The organism is Ruegeria sp. CG4 (assembly GCF_056537185.1).
Genome location: NZ_JBQFRB010000001.1, coordinates 52,625 through 68,531 on the forward strand (window position 1 = coordinate 52,625; position 15,907 = coordinate 68,531).

Annotated in this window: 19 protein-coding genes; 7 read left to right on the plus strand and 12 right to left on the minus strand. The window is 58.4% G+C overall.

Annotation, left to right across the window (positions count from 1 at the left end):
• Window positions 1–56: 56 nt before the first annotated feature.
• The 6 genes from ACR0J2_RS00275 to ACR0J2_RS00300 form a co-directional block, all read right to left on the minus strand.
• Complete coding sequence (locus ACR0J2_RS00275) at window positions 57–806, minus strand: transporter substrate-binding domain-containing protein (protein WP_170616571.1); 750 nt, start codon at window positions 804–806, stop codon at window positions 57–59.
• Window positions 807–839: 33 nt separating this feature from the next.
• Window positions 840–1,616 carry an ABC transporter ATP-binding protein gene (locus ACR0J2_RS00280; RefSeq protein WP_170677584.1) on the minus strand — a complete coding sequence of 259 codons (777 nt, stop codon included), beginning with the start codon at window positions 1,614–1,616 and terminating at the stop codon, window positions 840–842.
• 125 nt (window positions 1,617–1,741) lie between these two features.
• Window positions 1,742–2,494 carry a phosphate/phosphite/phosphonate ABC transporter substrate-binding protein gene (locus ACR0J2_RS00285; protein ID WP_480811346.1) on the minus strand — a complete coding sequence of 251 codons (753 nt, stop codon included), beginning with the start codon at window positions 2,492–2,494 and terminating at the stop codon, window positions 1,742–1,744.
• The gene (locus ACR0J2_RS00290) at window positions 2,491–2,928 is read right to left on the minus strand and encodes a tellurite resistance TerB family protein (protein ID WP_170616564.1); all 438 of its coding nucleotides are present in this window, start codon (window positions 2,926–2,928) and stop codon (window positions 2,491–2,493) included. Before ACR0J2_RS00290 ends, ACR0J2_RS00285 begins: the two co-directional genes overlap by 4 nt.
• Window positions 2,929–2,948: 20 nt before the next feature.
• Entirely contained in the window at window positions 2,949–3,398 is a 450-nt protein-coding gene (locus tag ACR0J2_RS00295) for a tellurite resistance TerB family protein (RefSeq protein WP_170616560.1), read from the minus strand.
• Window positions 3,399–3,440: 42 nt separating this feature from the next.
• The gene (locus ACR0J2_RS00300) at window positions 3,441–3,734 is read right to left on the minus strand and encodes a DUF1330 domain-containing protein (protein ID WP_170677578.1); all 294 of its coding nucleotides are present in this window, start codon (window positions 3,732–3,734) and stop codon (window positions 3,441–3,443) included.
• A gap of 264 nt (window positions 3,735–3,998) precedes the next feature.
• Here ACR0J2_RS00300 and ACR0J2_RS00305 point away from each other — a divergent pair, with 264 nt between their 5' ends.
• Window positions 3,999–4,796, plus strand: a complete 798-nt coding sequence (locus ACR0J2_RS00305; protein WP_480811347.1) for a peptidoglycan-binding protein — start codon at window positions 3,999–4,001, stop codon at window positions 4,794–4,796.
• A gap of 47 nt (window positions 4,797–4,843) precedes the next feature.
• Here ACR0J2_RS00305 and ACR0J2_RS00310 read toward each other — a convergent pair whose 3' ends face one another.
• Both ACR0J2_RS00310 and secG read right to left on the minus strand, forming a co-directional pair.
• Window positions 4,844–6,487: a CTP synthase gene (locus ACR0J2_RS00310; protein WP_170616552.1), complete on the minus strand. Its 1,644-nt coding sequence runs from the start codon at window positions 6,485–6,487 to the stop codon at window positions 4,844–4,846.
• Between the two features lie 160 nt (window positions 6,488–6,647).
• On the minus strand, window positions 6,648–7,013 hold the full coding sequence (gene secG, locus ACR0J2_RS00315; protein ID WP_170616550.1) for a preprotein translocase subunit SecG: 366 nt from the start codon (window positions 7,011–7,013) through the stop codon (window positions 6,648–6,650).
• 150 nt (window positions 7,014–7,163) lie between these two features.
• On the opposite strand from secG, the gene nthA reads away from it, so the two are divergent.
• The 5 genes from nthA to ACR0J2_RS00340 all read left to right on the plus strand — a co-directional run bounded on the left by nthA (window position 7,164) and on the right by ACR0J2_RS00340 (window position 10,534).
• The gene (gene nthA / locus ACR0J2_RS00320; RefSeq protein ID WP_170677574.1) at window positions 7,164–7,778 is read left to right on the plus strand and encodes a nitrile hydratase subunit alpha; all 615 of its coding nucleotides are present in this window, start codon (window positions 7,164–7,166) and stop codon (window positions 7,776–7,778) included.
• Window positions 7,775–8,452 (plus strand): nitrile hydratase subunit beta, encoded by a 678-nt coding sequence (gene nthB, locus ACR0J2_RS00325; protein WP_170616546.1) that lies wholly within the window; start codon window positions 7,775–7,777, stop codon window positions 8,450–8,452. Before nthA ends, nthB begins: the two co-directional genes overlap by 4 nt.
• A complete protein-coding gene (locus ACR0J2_RS00330) occupies window positions 8,449–8,778 on the plus strand; it encodes a nitrile hydratase accessory protein (RefSeq protein WP_170616543.1) in 330 nt (109 codons plus the stop codon). Before nthB ends, ACR0J2_RS00330 begins: the two co-directional genes overlap by 4 nt.
• Window positions 8,779–8,996: 218 nt before the next feature.
• On the plus strand, window positions 8,997–10,292 hold the full coding sequence (locus ACR0J2_RS00335) for an adenylosuccinate synthase (protein ID WP_170616541.1): 1,296 nt from the start codon (window positions 8,997–8,999) through the stop codon (window positions 10,290–10,292).
• Entirely contained in the window at window positions 10,292–10,534 is a 243-nt protein-coding gene (locus ACR0J2_RS00340) for a DUF2842 domain-containing protein (RefSeq protein WP_170616529.1), read from the plus strand. The genes ACR0J2_RS00335 and ACR0J2_RS00340 overlap by 1 nt, the downstream gene beginning before the upstream one ends.
• Window positions 10,535–10,662: 128 nt before the next feature.
• On the opposite strand, the gene ACR0J2_RS00345 is transcribed toward ACR0J2_RS00340, so the two are convergent.
• Entirely contained in the window at window positions 10,663–12,204 is a 1,542-nt protein-coding gene (locus tag ACR0J2_RS00345) for a hypothetical protein (RefSeq protein ID WP_480811348.1), read from the minus strand.
• Between the two features lie 207 nt (window positions 12,205–12,411).
• On the opposite strand from ACR0J2_RS00345, the gene ACR0J2_RS00350 reads away from it, so the two are divergent.
• Entirely contained in the window at window positions 12,412–13,119 is a 708-nt protein-coding gene (locus ACR0J2_RS00350; RefSeq protein ID WP_480811349.1) for a thiamine diphosphokinase, read from the plus strand.
• On the opposite strand, the gene ACR0J2_RS00355 is transcribed toward ACR0J2_RS00350, so the two are convergent.
• The 3 genes from ACR0J2_RS00355 to ACR0J2_RS00365 form a co-directional block, all read right to left on the minus strand.
• A complete protein-coding gene (locus ACR0J2_RS00355; protein WP_480811350.1) occupies window positions 13,064–13,978 on the minus strand; it encodes a DMT family transporter in 915 nt (304 codons plus the stop codon). The two genes, ACR0J2_RS00350 and ACR0J2_RS00355, sit on opposite strands and share 56 nt — an antisense overlap.
• A gap of 38 nt (window positions 13,979–14,016) precedes the next feature.
• Window positions 14,017–14,433 carry a GFA family protein gene (locus ACR0J2_RS00360; RefSeq protein WP_480811351.1) on the minus strand — a complete coding sequence of 139 codons (417 nt, stop codon included), beginning with the start codon at window positions 14,431–14,433 and terminating at the stop codon, window positions 14,017–14,019.
• A 99-nt stretch (window positions 14,434–14,532) separates the two neighbouring features.
• Window positions 14,533–15,906: an L-serine ammonia-lyase gene (locus ACR0J2_RS00365; protein WP_480811352.1), complete on the minus strand. Its 1,374-nt coding sequence runs from the start codon at window positions 15,904–15,906 to the stop codon at window positions 14,533–14,535.
• Window position 15,907 lies beyond the last annotated feature (1 nt).

Sequence of the window (15,907 nt, forward strand, 5' to 3'; positions counted from 1 at the left end):
GCGCGGGGCCAAGACAGGTTCGGCGCCAAGAGGCGCCGAACCATCAGACAGAGTTTTTAGTTGGTAACGACTGAGCCGTCAGCGTTGTATGTCGGAACGCCTTCGCCGAACCACTTGATGATCAACTCGTTCAGGCTGCCATCCGCCTTCATCGAAGTAATGGCTTCGTCGAACTTGCCGCGCAGCTCGCCGTCGGATTCACGGATACCGAGACCGATGCCGCCGCCAAGCGGAACATCGTCGCCGACAAATACCAGTTCACCGCTGGATTCTTCGACGATCGGCACCAGGAAGTCCTTGTCTGCAAATACCGCATCAGCCTCGCCGTTGCGAACCGCAGCGATGGTTTCTTCAGGGGTTGCAAACTCGACGAGGGTTGCGCCGGACTCGGCCACGTGGCCGGCCTGGATCGTTGCGGTTTGCGCCGCGACGATGCCGCTGCTTACGTCAACACCTTCGGATGCCCCGACATAAGCCGATGCCGCCGGAGGGAAGTAGTTCTGGGTGAAGTCGATAACCTCATCACGCTCATCAGTGATCGACATGCCCGCGATGATGGTGTCGTAGTTGCCCGAAACCAGGTTCGGAATGATCGAATCCCAGTCGTTCTTGACCCATTCGCATTCCAGACCGGCGCGCTTGCACAACTCGTCGCCGACTTCGCGCTCGAATCCGTCGATCTCGCCTGAGTCATTGATGAAGTTATACGGAGGGTAGGCGCCCTCGGTCCCCATGCGGACGGTGTCGGCCATTGCCATGCCAGCGGTCAACGCCAGTGCTGCAGTGGTCAGAATCAGGTTTTTCATTGGTTACTCCCCATTAGTGATTCTGTGGATCAGTTAAGCCGCCTTGGTGGCGGAGAGAAAGCCCCGAAGCCGTTCGGATTCCGGGGTGGTAAAGATATCTTCGGGCAGGCCTTCTTCTTCGATAAGGCCCTGATGAAGAAAGACAACGTGGCTGGAGATGTCAGCAGCCATCTTCATGTCGTGGGTTACGATGATCATGGTGCGGCCTTCGGCGGCCAGATCCTTGATCACCTTGATGACTTCCTGCTCCAACTCGGGGTCCAGTGCCGAAGTGGGTTCGTCAAACAGCAGCGCCTCGGGTTCCATGCACAGTCCGCGCGCGATAGCTGCGCGCTGTTGCTGACCGCCCGACAGTTGCGCCGGATAGACGTCACATTTGTCGCCGATACCCACTTTTTCCAGGTATTTGCGCGCGCTGTCTTCAACCTCGGCCTTGTCGCGGCCCAGAACGGTTACGGGTGCTTCCATCACGTTTTGCAGAATGGTCATGTGGGACCAAAGGTTGAATTGCTGGAATACCATCGACAGGTTGGTCCGGATGCGCAGGACCTGTTTGGGGTCTGCAGGCCGGCGATGATGGCTGTCGCCACTCCAGCGAACCGGCTCACCCTTGAACAGGATTTCGCCCTCCTGACTGTCTTCCAGGAGGTTGCAGCACCGCAGCAGGGTCGACTTTCCGGAACCGGAGGATCCGATGAGCGATACAACGTCCCCGCGCCTGGCTGTAATATCCACCCCCTTCAGCACCTCCAGATGACCGAAGCTTTTGTGAAGGTTCTTGATCTCGATAACGGGAGTGGAATCTGTCACGGGTCGTCCAGTTGTTGTGAGTGTTAGTGCGGTAATAGGGCGCAAAATGTTGAGCAATGCAATGCGCAAATAACATGTTCCCATCGGGAAACGACCAAATTGAACAATTCAGCTGTTCAATTTGTTCAGTCGTGCGACCCGAACGCTTGCGGGGCCGGGGGCATGGAAACCGCCAGGTAGCGCTCGGCCGGGATGTCGACCAAACCGTTGATGTGCAGTGCCTGGCGGTCGGCATCCGACAAACGGTTAATGGCCCTTCTGACAGCCCCGGCGATGCGGCCGGCGTCTTGCCCAAGGGCAGTTATGTAGGGCAGCGTCGGTGTCGGTTCCGTTCTTGCAACCTCGCGCAGTTGTGATCCCAGGTCTGTATGTTCCCTGAGCAGCGTCCAGGTCAGCAGGTCGAGAGAAGCATAGTCGGCCCGTCCGTCCGCGACCGCGTTTGCGGAGCGCGCGTGGCCGCCGGTTTCAAGCAACTTACCCGGGCGCAGGCCCAAAGCGGATAGATGAGTAACAGGTGCGGACCACCCAGATTGGGACAACGCCTCGTTATAGGCGAAGATGCCGGTCGCCAATTCGGACAAGGGGCGTGTGTCATCGGTGCGGGCCACAAACACGGAGCAGTAATAGCCGGTTGGGCAGTCGGGCAAGCCATAATCGGGCGTGCCGACCAGTTGCACTTTTCCGTGCAGGCTTGTGCGGTAGGGCATACCGCAGGTTTGCGACAAAACCAGATCGGGGTCTTGCCAGACGTCCCAGAAATCCTGATCTCGGGTCAGGTGCGTCGGGCCGAACCCAAGTTCCGCACGAATCAAGCTCCAGAACCGGTCATTGGCCGCGTGAAGCGCGGGCATGTCGTACATGCCCAACATCGCCGTCACGATTTGGCAGCCTTTTGTCTGGCTAGCGCGGAGTCCACGTCGCTGACACCCAGAAGACTGACCACTAATCTCAGAAGCGAATCCTCTTCTCCCGAGCGCTGCCCATCGGCAAGAGCCACGGACCACATTGCCTGAACGACGGCCAGTCGGTCGTCATAGGCGACGGCTTCCTTGATGGCGCGGGTAAAGCGCACGGTGTCGGGGGCCTCGCTTTCAAGGTCTTCCGCGCGGGCACGAAGACCGGCGGCCTCGAAAGGGGACAGGCCGTAGCGTTCTGCCGAAATCCGGTCGATCCGCGCCATTTCAGAGTCTGCATAGTCGTTGTCGGACCGCGCGATACGAACCAGCAAGGCGGTCAGCGCCAATCGGGCATCGTCTTCGGCAAGCGGGTCGGGCTGAGGCTGGGAAAGCCGTGACAGAAAATCCTTGAACATGAGAGAGATATAGATCCGGTTTATTCAGCTTCCAAGCGTGACAGCACCCGTTCGCGGGCAATCTGGCTGTCCTTGAAGCTAAGGCCCATGGCAATCCGGGCCTCTTCCACGATTTTCATTTCACCTTCGTCAGAGTTGCCATCGGCCAGCACGATCTCCCACAAGGCATCCAAAGCCGCCAACCGTTCTTTCAGGTCTGTTGTTTCGCGGATCAGCTTGCCGAATGTGTCGGTGTCGGGGGCCGCCGCGTGCAGCTTTTCGCAAGTTGCCCGCACTTTTGCAGCCTCGATCGCGTTGTGCTGGTATAGGCGGGCCAAAATCCTGTCGATCAGGCTGATTTCTTCAAGCTTATAATCCCGATCCGCCTGTGCCACCCGCACCATCAGGGCCCCAAGAGCCAGTTCGGCATCCGGGTCGGGCAGGGTCGTCTGCTGGGGTGGGCGAAAGGCCTGAAAAAGCTTTTTTAGCATGAGCGCAGCTTATCCCATATTTTGTAGGTCGCCAAGCGTGGACTACCCGTCATAGCCCTGAACAATCACCAGATCGCTGGTCGCGACCGGGTCACGCAAAGCCTTGGCACGTTGATAGGCGTCGCTATCATAACAGGCCAGCGCGTCCTCATAACTTGGAAATTCAATCACGACCGTACGCGACCGCGAGGTGCCTTCCTTGATTTCGTATTCACCACCGCGGACCATGAACTTTGCCCCATAGGCGTGAAAAGGTTCGGCGTTTGCCGCAATGTAGTTTTTGTAGGTTTCAATGTCGTCCACATCGACGTGAGCGATCCAGTATCCTTTGGTCATAACTTGCCCTCTGATTCACGCTAAACGTGGCCTGATTGTGTGGCACATGGCAATCCCGCAAATGACGAAAACCACCCTTCGGAGTTTATTTGCCGGATTTGCCCGATTTGCGGAAATCGTGTATGCATAATGATGCATTAGACAAAGCAATTTTCGCGTCACGTATTCAGCGGAGCGTTGCTACGATTAAGTCTCCTTTTGAGAAACTGGCGCGGGCCGGACACGCTTTGATGTTGTGAGATGCGGTATTTCAGGAGGTCAGAAATGGTTAAGCCCAAGAAAGTTGTCGACATACCGAAAAAGATCAACAAAGGGCTAAGCTCTGCCAAGCGGTCCACAATGTTGGCTATCCTTGGCATGCCGCGGCCTGTGCTGGACAACAAGTGCCGAGGGATTGCAGGAAACGACAAGCTCAAATCGCTGATGGTCACAGACGACGTGGGGCCGTTCAAAGCGACCGGCCTGAAACCCGCTATTGCTTCGCTGCGCGGCGTTATGGCGGATGTGAAAGATGCTCATCCAGAAGTGTTCAAAACCCTTGGGAGTTCGGGGATGCTGTGTGTCCGAAAAATCAAGAACAGCAACAATCCGTCCAATCATTCATGGGGTTGCGCAATCGACGTCAATATCGAAGGTGCATTGGATGGTATCGGTGTCAAAGGGGGAACCGCTGGTAAGGACGGCAAGACACTGGCGGGCCTTGCCGCGATGGCACCGTTTTTCAACGCGGCTGGCTGGTTCTGGGGCGTGGGTTTCAGCAGTTTCGAAGATGGAATGCACTTCGAGATTGCGGACGAGACCATACGCAAGTGGCACAAGGACGGTGTTTTGGGAGAAGCGATTTCAAACCGGACCGTCCCCAACGCAAACCTGTCCATTGGCGATATCGGGGCCGAAGTTCAGGAACTGCAAAAGCGGCTGGCGGAATTGGGCTACGACATTATTGCGGATGGTGAATTCGGCCAGATCACGCATGCAATTGTGATTGATTTCCAGGCAGAAAACGGTCTGGAACCGGACGGGATCGTCGGGCCCAAGACCCGCAAAGCACTGAAGCTCTGAATGGTGCAATAGCCGGGCGCTGTTCAGCGCCCGGTCAGTCTGTTGTGTCAGACCAGGCGCGACGTTTCCTTGGCCGCGCGCACGAAATCGCGGAACAGCGGATGCGGGTCAAACGGCTTGGATTTGAGTTCCGGGTGGTATTGCACCCCTATGAACCACGGGTGATCCGACCATTCGACAATTTCCGGAAGACGGCCGTCAGGTGACATGCCCGAGAAGTTCAGGCCCGCCTTTTCAAGCTTGTCCCGGTACTTGATGTCCACTTCATAGCGGTGCCGGTGGCGTTCCTCGATATTGGTGTTGCCGTAGACCTCGGCCACTTTCGATCCTTCGGCCAGCACTGCGTTATATGCGCCCAGACGCATGGTGCCGCCTTTGTCGTCACCGACTTTGCGTTCGATCTTGTGGTTGCCCTGCACCCACTCTTTCAGGTGGTAAACCACGGGTTCAAAACGTTTCTTCCCGGCCTCGTGGTCGAACTCCTCAGAGCCCGCCTCGGTGATGCCGGCGGCGTTCCGCGCCGCTTCGATGACGGCCATCTGCATGCCCAGACAAATACCCAGATAGGGCACCTTGTGTTCGCGGGCATATTGCGCGGCCTTTATCTTGCCTTCTGTCCCGCGCTCTCCAAATCCGCCGGGAACGAGAATGGCGTGGTAGCCTTCCAGATAGGGCGCGGCATCCTCGGTGTCGAAGATTTCCGCATCAACCCATTCAATCTTCACCTTCACCCGGTTCGCCATTCCGCCATGGGTTAATGCTTCGGCGATGGACTTATAGGCATCTTCCAACTGAGTGTACTTGCCGACGATGGCGACCTTCACTTCACCTTCGGCGTTGTGGATGCGATCGCTGACATCTTCCCATTTCGCGAGATCCGGCTTGGGGGCCGGGCTGATCTGGAACGCATCCAGAACGGCCTGATCCAGCCCTTCATGGTGATAGGCCAATGGCGCGTCGTAGATCGTGGACAGGTCTTGCGCCGCGATCACGCTGTCCGGGCGCACGTTGCAGAACAGGGCCAGTTTCTCGCGCTCTTTTTGGGGGATCGGACCTTCGGAGCGGCAGACCAGAATGTCGGGGGCCAGCCCGATGGAACGCAGTTCCTTCACCGAGTGCTGGGTTGGCTTTGTTTTCAGCTCACCCGAGGCCTTTATATAGGGCAGCAGCGTCAGGTGCATAAAAATGCACTGGCCGCGTGGTTTGTCCTGGCTAAACTGGCGGATGGCTTCGAAAAAGGGCAGGCCTTCGATGTCACCAACGGTACCACCGATTTCGCACAGCATGAAATCGACCTCATCCTCGCCGATGGCGATGAAATCCTTGATTTCGTTGGTAACGTGCGGGATCACCTGAATGGTCTTGCCAAGGTAGTCGCCACGGCGCTCTCTCTCGAGCACATTGGAATAAATTCGCCCCGAACTGACCGAGTCGGTTTTTCGGGCGGCAACACCGGTGAAACGCTCATAGTGACCAAGATCCAGATCGGTTTCGGCCCCGTCATCGGTGACGAAAACTTCGCCATGTTCAAACGGCGACATCGTGCCGGGATCGACGTTCAGATAGGGATCCAGCTTGCGCAGACGCACCGAATATCCCCGGGCCTGCAACAGCGCGCCCAAGGCCGCCGACGCCAGTCCTTTGCCCAAGGACGAAACCACACCACCAGTGATGAAAATAAATCGCGCCATGTTTTTTCGGCTGCTCCCGTGAGACGTCAAAATCAGCTGCCCGGCGGTTCCGAAAAACCGCTGCATCACGGGACTTCACGTATAAAGGATTCGCGCCAATAGCGCAAGAGAACCGCAAGATGCTGTTGCAGTTCTCTTTCAGGTTTCTAGGTCTAGTGAATCAGTCGGCTTGCGGAATCAGCGGCGCGTTGTCGCCCTGCGCCGGTGGCAGAAGATCATCCGCCGACGGAACCGCTGGTGTGCTGTCTTCTGTTGCGGCCGGTGCCGGAACGCCCAGACGATCGATCACCGAACTGCCCGAGGATTTCTGAGCCGCCAGAATGGTCAGCGTGATCGAGGTTACGATAAAGCATGCCGCCAGGATCCATGTCAGCTTGCCCAGCGCGGTTGCAGCCGCACGACCGGTCATGGCGCCACCACCACCCCCGCCCATGCCAAGGCCGCCGCCTTCGGACCGCTGCATCAGGACGACGGCGATCAGGCCCAGAGCCAAAAGAAGATGGATGATGAGAACGACGTTTTCCATGGTGGTCCTGTACAGCGTGGCGTGTATCGCGTGGTATTTATGCAAGTTTGATGCTGGGGGCAAGGGAGGAGTTGGCATCAAGAACCCTGATGCTTCAGATCACGTCAAAGGGACTGGACAGCAGGGCTTTTCCTCGCGCAGGCTGCGGCCATGCCACATGATGATCACGATCACCCGCACGCCCTTTTGCCGCCTGAACCCGCGCTTCGGGTTAAGGCACTTGAGACGATTCTGACACGCAAGGGTTTGATTGATCCAGCCGCGCTGGATGAGATCATAGATACGTACCAGAATAGGATCGGCCCTCAAAATGGCGCCCGCGTTGTCGCCAAGGCGTGGAGCGATCCGGCCTTCAAGGCCGCGTTGCTGGAAGATGCCACGCCGGTTGTGGCCGAACTGGGATACTACGGACGGCAGGGTGAACATATGGTGGTGGTGGAAAACACGCCCGATCAGCACAATATGGTCGTCTGTACATTGTGCAGCTGTTACCCTTGGCCGCTGCTTGGAATACCGCCGGGCTGGTACAAGTCGGATGCCTACCGGGCGCGTGCAGTGCGAGAACCTCGCAAGGTACTGGCGGATTTTGGCGTGACGCTGCCCGAAAACACATCGGTCCGGGTTTGGGATTCCACGGCCGAGGTTCGATACCTTGTACTGCCGATGCGTCCGCAGGGAACGGAGGGGTTAGGCGAAGACGAACTCGCCACGCTTGTCACGCGGGACAGTATGATCGGGACCGGATTGCCGAAGGTGCCGGCTTGACTCGCGTGCACGACATGGGTGGACGTTTCGGCGATGGACCGGTTCGCCCCGAGCCCGAGGACGGCCCTGTATTTCCCGAAGACTGGCACGCCCGGGCGCTGGCGCTGACCCTGGCAGCCGGATCACTGGGACAGTGGAACATCGACATTTCCCGCCACGCAAGGGAACGCCTGTCGCCCAAGGATTACACCCGGTTCTCGTACTATGAAAAGTGGATCTCCGCCCTTGCCGATTTGTTGGTGGAACGCGGCATCCTGACGCCTGATGACCTGCAGGGGAACCCGTCTGAAAGCCCACATCCGTTGGCAGGCAAGGCCATGAAGGCCGAAGCAGTGGCCCGTGTACTATCCAGTGGTGGTCCCGCCGATCGTCCGTCGGATATTCCGGCCAGGTTCGTGGCAGGCCAGGACGTCGTTACCTCGCATCTGGCGGCCAATCGTCTAGTGGACGGCGGGCACACGCGTCTGCCCATCTACGCCGCCGGTGCAAAGGGGCGCATTCTGAGACTGCACGGAACGCATGTTTTTCCCGATTCAAACGCACACGGTCTGGGAGAAGCCCCTGAACCGCTTTACGCAGTGGTCTTCCCCGCATCTGAACTCTGGGCCAACCCGGAACACCCGAGGGATGAGGTGGTTTTGGACGTCTGGCAGAGCCATCTGGAACCCGCATGAGCACCTGTCTGACACATTCGGCACCTCAGCCCGTTTTTGACCAGCCATGGCACGCACAGGTCTTTGCGATAACCATGGCCCTGAACGAAACCGGTCGGTTCGGTTGGTCAGATTGGGTCGCCAGGTTTTCGGCGACCTTAAGAAAACATGGGCTGAGCAAAGAGTTGGATGGCGGAGATGATTATTTTCACGCCTGGCTCGAAACGCTGGAGGCGCTGTTGGCAGAGCATGGTGATGCTGCCCCGGATGAACTCCTGTTGCTGCGACACGCTTGGGAAGACGCCTATCTGACGACGCCTCATGGTGAGCCCGTTTGCCTCAGGTAAGGGTGAGGGGGCGCTGCCCCCGCCGCCCACCGGGCGACTCCCCCGGGATATTTCGGGCCAGATGAACAAGGGATCCGGACTTCATCTGGCCCAAAAATATCCCCGCCGGAGGCATCGCGCGCAGCGCGATTTGCGGATGCGTCGAATTACCTGTTTCCCTGCTGCTGTCACCTCGCTATACGAGCCGGGTTTGATAAATCAGCACAAAAGGACCTGGTATGGCCAATGTGGTTGTTGTCGGAGCCCAGTGGGGCGACGAGGGAAAAGGCAAGATCGTCGACTGGCTCAGCGAACGGGCGGACGTGATCGCGCGTTTTCAGGGCGGGCATAACGCCGGTCATACTTTGGTTATCGATGGCGAAGTTTACAAGCTTCATGCGCTGCCATCCGGTGTTGTGCGCGGCGGCAAGCTGAGTGTCATCGGCAATGGCGTGGTTCTGGATCCGTGGCATCTGGTCAAAGAGATCGAAACGGTCCGGGCACAGGGTGTGGATATCACGCCCGATACACTGATGATCGCAGAAAACACACCGCTGATCCTGCCGATCCATGGTGAGCTGGACCGTGCGCGCGAAGAGGCTGCAAGCAAGGGTACCAAGATCGGCACAACCGGGCGCGGCATCGGGCCGGCATATGAAGACAAGGTCGGTCGCCGTTCGGTCCGTGTTGCGGACCTGGCGGATGAGGCAACACTTGAAGCCCGGGTTGACCGGGCGTTGCAGCATCACGACCCGTTGCGCAAAGGTTTGGGAATCGAGCCGGTCGATCGCGACGGTCTGATCGCACAGCTCAAGGAGATTGCGTCGCAGATTCTGCCGTTTGCCGCCCCGGTCTGGAAGGTGCTGAATGAAAAGCGCAAAGCGGGCAAACGTATTCTGTTCGAAGGGGCGCAGGGCGCCTTGCTGGACATTGATTTCGGAACCTATCCCTTTGTGACCTCGTCCAACGTGATCGCAGGGCAGGCTGCAACCGGGGTCGGTATCGGCCCGGGGTCCATCGATTTTGTGCTGGGTATCGTCAAAGCCTATACGACGCGCGTGGGCGAGGGGCCGTTCCCCACGGAACTGGAGGATGATGACGGTCAGCGCCTTGGTGAGCGTGGTCACGAATTCGGCACGACCACTGGTCGTAAGCGCCGGTGCGGTTGGTTTGACGCCTGCCTGGTGCGCCAGACCTGCGCGACCAGCGGTGTGAACGGTATTTCGCTGACCAAGCTGGATGTTCTGGATGGTTTCGAGACGCTCAAGATTTGCGTGGGTTACGAACTGGATGGCGAGCGCCTGGATTATCTGCCCACGGCGGCAGATCAGCAGGCGCGCTGCAAGCCGATTTATGAGGAAATGCAGGGTTGGAGTGAATCGACCGAAGGCGCGCGCAGTTGGGCGGACTTGCCAGCCAACGCGATCAAATACGTTCGCCGTGTCGAAGAACTGATCGAATGCCCTGTCGCCCTGTTGTCCACCAGCCCGGAGCGGGAAGACACCATTCTGGTGACAGACCCGTTTGCCGACTGATGAGCGACGAACAAAAAACCGGCCTGAGCTACAAGGCGCGCCGCCGCTGGTCGCTGATTATTCTGCTGGTTGGCTTGCCTGTCTATGTTGTTGCCGTGGTGACGGTTGTGAACTGGCTGGATCGCCCGCCAATCTGGCTGGAACTGCTGGTCTACATCGTGCTTGGCATCTTGTGGGCATTGCCGTTCAAGTTCGTTTTCCGTGGCGTTGGCAAAGAAGATCCGGACCAGGGATCAAGTTAGCCGCGCTGGCGAAAGCAAGTGTGTTGGAACGACGGAAACGTACGCGTCTTCCGGTTCGTTCCCAGATTCGCAAACAGAAAAAGGCCGGAGGTGTCCTCCGGCCTTTTTCTGACTAAACCTTTTGCGGATCAGCCCGCTGCGCGCTCGTCGCTGGGGCGAAAACCGATCTGGTTCGAGGCGGCAAAGCGGCCTCCGCCAGCCTTTTCGATTTTTCCATCCCGCAACAATTGACCGAACGAACGCAGGCTTTCTTCGCGGTTGAATTCGTCCTGCTTGAGGGACCGGACCTTGTTCATCAATTGCGGGCGCGAGAACTGTTCCTGACCCTCGATGAAGGACAGGTAGGCAGCGGCGGCTTCCAGAAGGTCCGGCAATGACTGAGCGCCCTGTTCCTGAGCGAACGTTGCGAAGCCACCTTCGTCAGCGGATTTTTCCTCTTGCGGGGTGGTGACGCGACGGGGCGTGACAGGGCCAGCTTCGTTTTCCTGATTGTCGATGCGCTGTTCCGCCACCAGTTTGAGCGGTGCCGCGGCATCAGATTCCGGACGCATACTGGTGACCTGAATTTCCGGGCGGCGTGGGCTGACGACCGACGCCAGATCACCCCGGTATTCCTGATCCGGAGCTTTCTCGGCCGAGTCACCCATTTCTTTACGCTCGGCTTCGGTGGCCGCAACCGCGGTGCGCAGGTGCGAATATGTCTCGCGCTGATCATTTGCAGCCGGGTCATCAAGTTGTTCGTCGGCTTTGTCCATCAGGCGGGACACGTCCAGATCAAGGCTCGAATGATCCTTCGGTTTTTGGTCTTCGGCCCGCTGCGCCAGTTCTGCCTCGACGGCCGAGATCTCGTCCAGCAGTGCAACTTCATCTTCGGCAGTCAGGAGAAGCTTGTTGTCTTCCGCTGCTTCCTCTTGCGACTCGGCTGCTTCGGATTCCTCTTCCTGCTCTGCCACGTCTTCTTCGCTGAGGATGTTTACGATCTCGTCTTCTTTGGCTTCTGCTTCCGGCTGTTCGTCTTCCGTCAGATCATCAAGGTCCGAAAACAGCGCGTCCGCTGCCGGAGCTTCAGCCTCGTCTTCAAACTCTTCGGATACAACAGGCTCCGGTGCGGGAACAGGTTCTGGAGCGGCGGGTGGGGTTGCCGCTTCGGGTGCAGGCATCGAGACGGGGGTCACAGGCTCGATGTCTGCCGGGTTCAGCGCACCCGCCTCAAAGGCTGCGGCCACGGCGTCAACCGGGGCGGCGCCACCTTTCAGCAAGGTGCTGTCTTCGTCTTCAGAGTATTCGACAGGATTGTCGGTCGAGTGCGAAACCACCGCGCGGATCCGCTGAAGTTTGGCGGCGATGCTGTCAGCAGGGGGGGCTGGCGCAGCATCGAAGGGTTCGGCAGTGGCAACCGGTTGCGCTGGTTGCGGTGTATTGACGACATTCAGATCGGGGGTACTGATGGTTGGTTCCTGTGCTGGCGGCATTGTGGGCGTGGCCATCGTGGCTGAACTTTCGGTTGCGCGCAGCAGTAGGCCACTGTCGCTCTGGCTGGCTTCCACACGTTTCGAGGCGTCCCGCTGTGCGATCCGGGTCAGCATTTCGGCGTCAGGCTGTGGCGGTTCCGAGCCGAAGTATCGATCATCTGCAGCAAGGTCGCGAAAATACTCGGCAATCGCTTTCATCGTTTCAAACGAATCGTCAAAGCCTTCTAATGTGCAGGAGAAGGTTCCATAAGAAACGGTCAATACCTTGTTATTCTGTACCATCAGACGCACGTCCTTTACAAACTACCTGAACCAATTCGCCCGGAATCAGGCACACGTATTGGTTCGAAACTCTCTATATGAACCTATCATTTTGTGGTCTGAATGTGTCCAAATCCGGGAAAAATGATCAATCTTAGAAAAAATGCGCCGATTGTGCGGTCGTCCGAGCCAATCTTACTGGTTGGCGGAGGGCAAATCGGGCCCGATGATCTGAATCTGGCGCTGAATCGCGCCAATTTGGCCGTTGCAGCGGATGGTGGTGCGACGGTTCTCAGGGAATCGGGGCGTATTCCGGATGCCGTCATCGGTGATTTCGATTCGCTTTCCGCATCCGACCTTGAAGAGATACCGGCGGACCGCCTGTTTCCCATACCTGAACAGAACAGCACGGATTTCGACAAGGCGCTGCGCAATATCGAAGCCCCGGTGGTTTTGGGCGTTGGCTTTCTGGGCGGGCGTCTGGACCATCAATTGGCGGTCCTCAGCGTAATGATCAAGTGTCAGAACCAATCATGCATCCTGCTGGGAGAGCACGAGGTCGTGTTTCACGCGCCGCCCAAGGTTTCCCTGAACTTGCCGCAAGGGAGCGTGGTATCCCTGTTTCCCCTGCAAAGAGTGACAGGACGCTCGCAAGGGCTGGAGTGGCCGATCGATGATCTGGTTCTGAAGCCCGACGGTCAGATCGGCACATCCAACCGTGCGGTGTCCGAAGTCACGCTGCAGATGAATGGCCCGGGTCTGGTTGCAATGGTTCCCCGCGGCGCGCTGGATCAGGTCATGCAGGCGTTTCTGTCGGAGCAGACCGGGCGCTGGCCCGCTCGCGCAGAATGACGTAAAGACCTGCCGCCATCGTGATGCCGATCCCCAATGCGGCGATGCCGTTGGGCAGGTCGTGAAAGATCAGCCAGCCGAACACGGTCGCAACCGGGATTTCCAGATACTGCATTGGCGCCAGTGTTGCTGATGGGGCATAGCGTAACGACCAGGTCATCAACAGGTGGGCGACGGTGCCCAGAACACCGATACCCAAAAGCAGCCAAACCGCGTCATTGTCAGGCAGGCTGAACGTCAGTTCCGGAACGTCAATGGCGCTTCCTAGGGTCAGCACAGGCAGCAGGATCAGCGTTGCCATCGCGCCCGAAACAGCCTGGAGCGAAACCGGATCGGTTTCCTTGGCGATCTGCCGCGTGACAAGCATGAACAGCGCAAACACCACGGCCACGATCAGCGGCAGCAGGGCAGGCGCTCCGACCTGAGCGAAGCTGGGTTGAATGACGAGAAGCGTACCGGCAAACCCAACGACACAGGCCAACAATCGCCTTATGCCAACCTCTTCATCCAGAACGAACCTGCCCAGAAGCAGCATGATGAAGGGCATAACGAAGGCGATAGCGATGGCATCGGCCAGCGGCAGGAATTGCAAGGCACTGAACATCGCTGTGATGCCAAGGATGTGCAGACCGGTCCGGATCACGGTCAGTTTCAGAATACGCCCCCGCAGACGCCAAGGACGACCTGTGAGGGCGACCAGAGGGATCAGGATCAGTGCCTGCACGGCAAACCGGGTGAAGACCAGTATGCCGATCGGAGTTGTCTCACCCAACAGTTTGGCCATGGCATCACCCAGCGGGGCGAGCATGCAAAAGCCAAGCATCAGAATGATGCCGAGTACGGGTCGGTCCTGAGTCATGTTCGCGACGCTAACGATTTGCTGCGGACGGGGAAAGGTCAGCTTTCCGGAAGCGGTTGGTATTTGGTGTAATCGGGTCCGATGCAGCAGGGCAGGCCGTCATTCAGCTTGAGCCAGCTGAGTTTCTCTTCATGGGCGACGTGCAGGGTAGGCCGCAAAGCCTCGGGATCCTCAAGTGCGGCGACGTAAAGATGCATTACGTCGGACATAGACTGCGAGCGAAAGGACATTGGTGTGCCGCAATGCGGGCAAAAGCTGCGTTCCACGCCCGGAGAGGAATGAAACGTCTTTGGAGTTTCACCTGTCCAGCGCCATTGGCTGTCCCGGATGCCGAAATAGGCGGTCATCGGGGCCGAGCATTGCCTGCGGCAGCTTTCGCAGTGGCAGGTGACGCAGGACAAAACAGGTGGACTGACTTCAAAGCCGACCTTTCCGCAAAGACAACGTCCACGCATGAAACACCTTCCTTTCAGGAACAGATTTGCACCGCTTTTGGTGCAAATCCATCCAGAAAACGCGGAAATACGGACGCGTTGCGACGTCGCCCGTTTGCCTCAGCAGTTTGGAACATTGACGGCCAGGCCGCCCAGAGACGTTTCCTTGTAGCGTTCGTGCATGTCGTGCCCGGTCTGGCGCATGGTTTCAATGACCGAATCCAGAGGAACGAAATGCTTGCCATCGCCGCGCAGCGCCAGCGAGGCCGCTGAAACGGCCTTGATCGCACCCAGACCGTTCCGTTCGATACAAGGCACCTGAACAAGTCCGGCAACCGGGTCGCATGTCATTCCCAGGTGATGCTCCAGCGCGATCTCCGCAGCGTTTTCGACCTGTTCGGGCGTGCCGCCCATCACTGCGCACAAACCGGCGGCCGCCATCGCCGAGGCGCTGCCAACCTCGGCCTGGCATCCGGCTTCCGCGCCCGAGATCGAGGCATTGAACTTAACCAGCCCGCCAATCGCGGCAGCCGTCAAAAGGAAATCTTCCACATGGCTTTCGGACGCGCCGGGTACGTGATCCAGATAGTACCGCAAAACGGCCGGCAGAACGCCTGCGGCCCCATTGGTGGGCGCCGTGACCACCTGGCCCCCGGCAGCGTTCTCTTCGTTGACGGCCATGGCGTAAACGCTCATCCAGTCGTTGATCGTGTGCGGAGCGTTCAGATTCATCCCACGCTCGGCCACCAGTGCGTCATGGATGCCTTTGGCACGGCGGCGAACCTTGAGGCCACCGGGCAAAATGCCATCTGTGACCAGTCCACGTTCGATACAGTCATTCATTACCTGCCACAGGCGCGCGGTGCCCTTGGCAAAACTGTCCGCGCATCCACGCGCGATCTCATTCGCGCGTTTCATGTCCGCGATGCTTTTGCCGCTGGAACTGGCCATCTCGAGCATCTCGACCGCAGTTTTGAACGGAAATGGCACCGGATCACCTTCATCCGTTGCCTTGCCCTCGGCCAGTTCTTCTTCGGTCAGGACAAACCCGCCGCCGATCGAGTAGTAGACCTGCCTGAGGATCACATCGCCCTGCGCGTCGGTGGCCATCAGGATCATACCATTGGCGTGGCCCGGCAGGTTGTTTTCATAGTCGAACACCAGATCCGATTTGGGGTCGAACTTCAGCGTCGGCAGCCCTTCCGGCGTGACAGTATGGGACTCGGAAATGGCGGCCAGCGCTTCTTCGGCCTTGTTGTTGTCATAGGTGTCCGGAACAAACCCGGCCAGCCCGAGGATCGTGGCGCGGTCGGTCGCGTGGCCTACGCCTGTGAATGCCAGTGAGCCATGCAATGACCCCCGAAGCCCCGAGAATTCGAACGGCGAGGCGCGCATCAGGTCCAAAAAGCGGGCCGCGGCAACCATTGGTCCCATGGTGTGGGACGAGGACGGGCCGATGCCCACTTTGAACATATCGAAGACAGATAGAAACATA

Bases quoted from the DNA above. Each gene is read 5' to 3' on its own strand.
- ACR0J2_RS00275 (WP_170616571.1), bottom strand. From the start codon at position 806: ATGAAAAACCTGATTCTGACCACTGCAGCACTGGCGTTGACCGCTGGC.
- ACR0J2_RS00290 (WP_170616564.1), bottom strand. From the start codon at position 2,928: ATGTTCAAGGATTTTCTGTCACGGCTTTCCCAGCCTCAGCCCGACCCG.
- ACR0J2_RS00295 (WP_170616560.1), bottom strand. From the start codon at position 3,398: ATGCTAAAAAAGCTTTTTCAGGCCTTTCGCCCACCCCAGCAGACGACC.
- ACR0J2_RS00300 (WP_170677578.1), bottom strand. From the start codon at position 3,734: ATGACCAAAGGATACTGGATCGCTCACGTCGATGTGGACGACATTGAA.
- ACR0J2_RS00305 (WP_480811347.1), top strand. From the start codon at position 3,999: ATGGTTAAGCCCAAGAAAGTTGTCGACATACCGAAAAAGATCAACAAA.
- ACR0J2_RS00310 (WP_170616552.1), bottom strand. From the start codon at position 6,487: ATGGCGCGATTTATTTTCATCACTGGTGGTGTGGTTTCGTCCTTGGGC.
- secG (WP_170616550.1), bottom strand. From the start codon at position 7,013: ATGGAAAACGTCGTTCTCATCATCCATCTTCTTTTGGCTCTGGGCCTG.
- nthA (WP_170677574.1), top strand. From the start codon at position 7,164: ATGCCACATGATGATCACGATCACCCGCACGCCCTTTTGCCGCCTGAA.
- ACR0J2_RS00330 (WP_170616543.1), top strand. From the start codon at position 8,449: ATGAGCACCTGTCTGACACATTCGGCACCTCAGCCCGTTTTTGACCAG.
- ACR0J2_RS00335 (WP_170616541.1), top strand. From the start codon at position 8,997: ATGGCCAATGTGGTTGTTGTCGGAGCCCAGTGGGGCGACGAGGGAAAA.
- ACR0J2_RS00340 (WP_170616529.1), top strand. From the start codon at position 10,292: ATGAGCGACGAACAAAAAACCGGCCTGAGCTACAAGGCGCGCCGCCGC.
- ACR0J2_RS00345 (WP_480811348.1), bottom strand. From the start codon at position 12,204: ATGAAAGCGATTGCCGAGTATTTTCGCGACCTTGCTGCAGATGATCGA.
- ACR0J2_RS00350 (WP_480811349.1), top strand. From the start codon at position 12,412: ATGATCAATCTTAGAAAAAATGCGCCGATTGTGCGGTCGTCCGAGCCA.
- ACR0J2_RS00355 (WP_480811350.1), bottom strand. From the start codon at position 13,978: ATGACTCAGGACCGACCCGTACTCGGCATCATTCTGATGCTTGGCTTT.
- ACR0J2_RS00360 (WP_480811351.1), bottom strand. From the start codon at position 14,433: ATGCGTGGACGTTGTCTTTGCGGAAAGGTCGGCTTTGAAGTCAGTCCA.
- ACR0J2_RS00365 (WP_480811352.1), bottom strand. From the start codon at position 15,906: ATGTTTCTATCTGTCTTCGATATGTTCAAAGTGGGCATCGGCCCGTCC.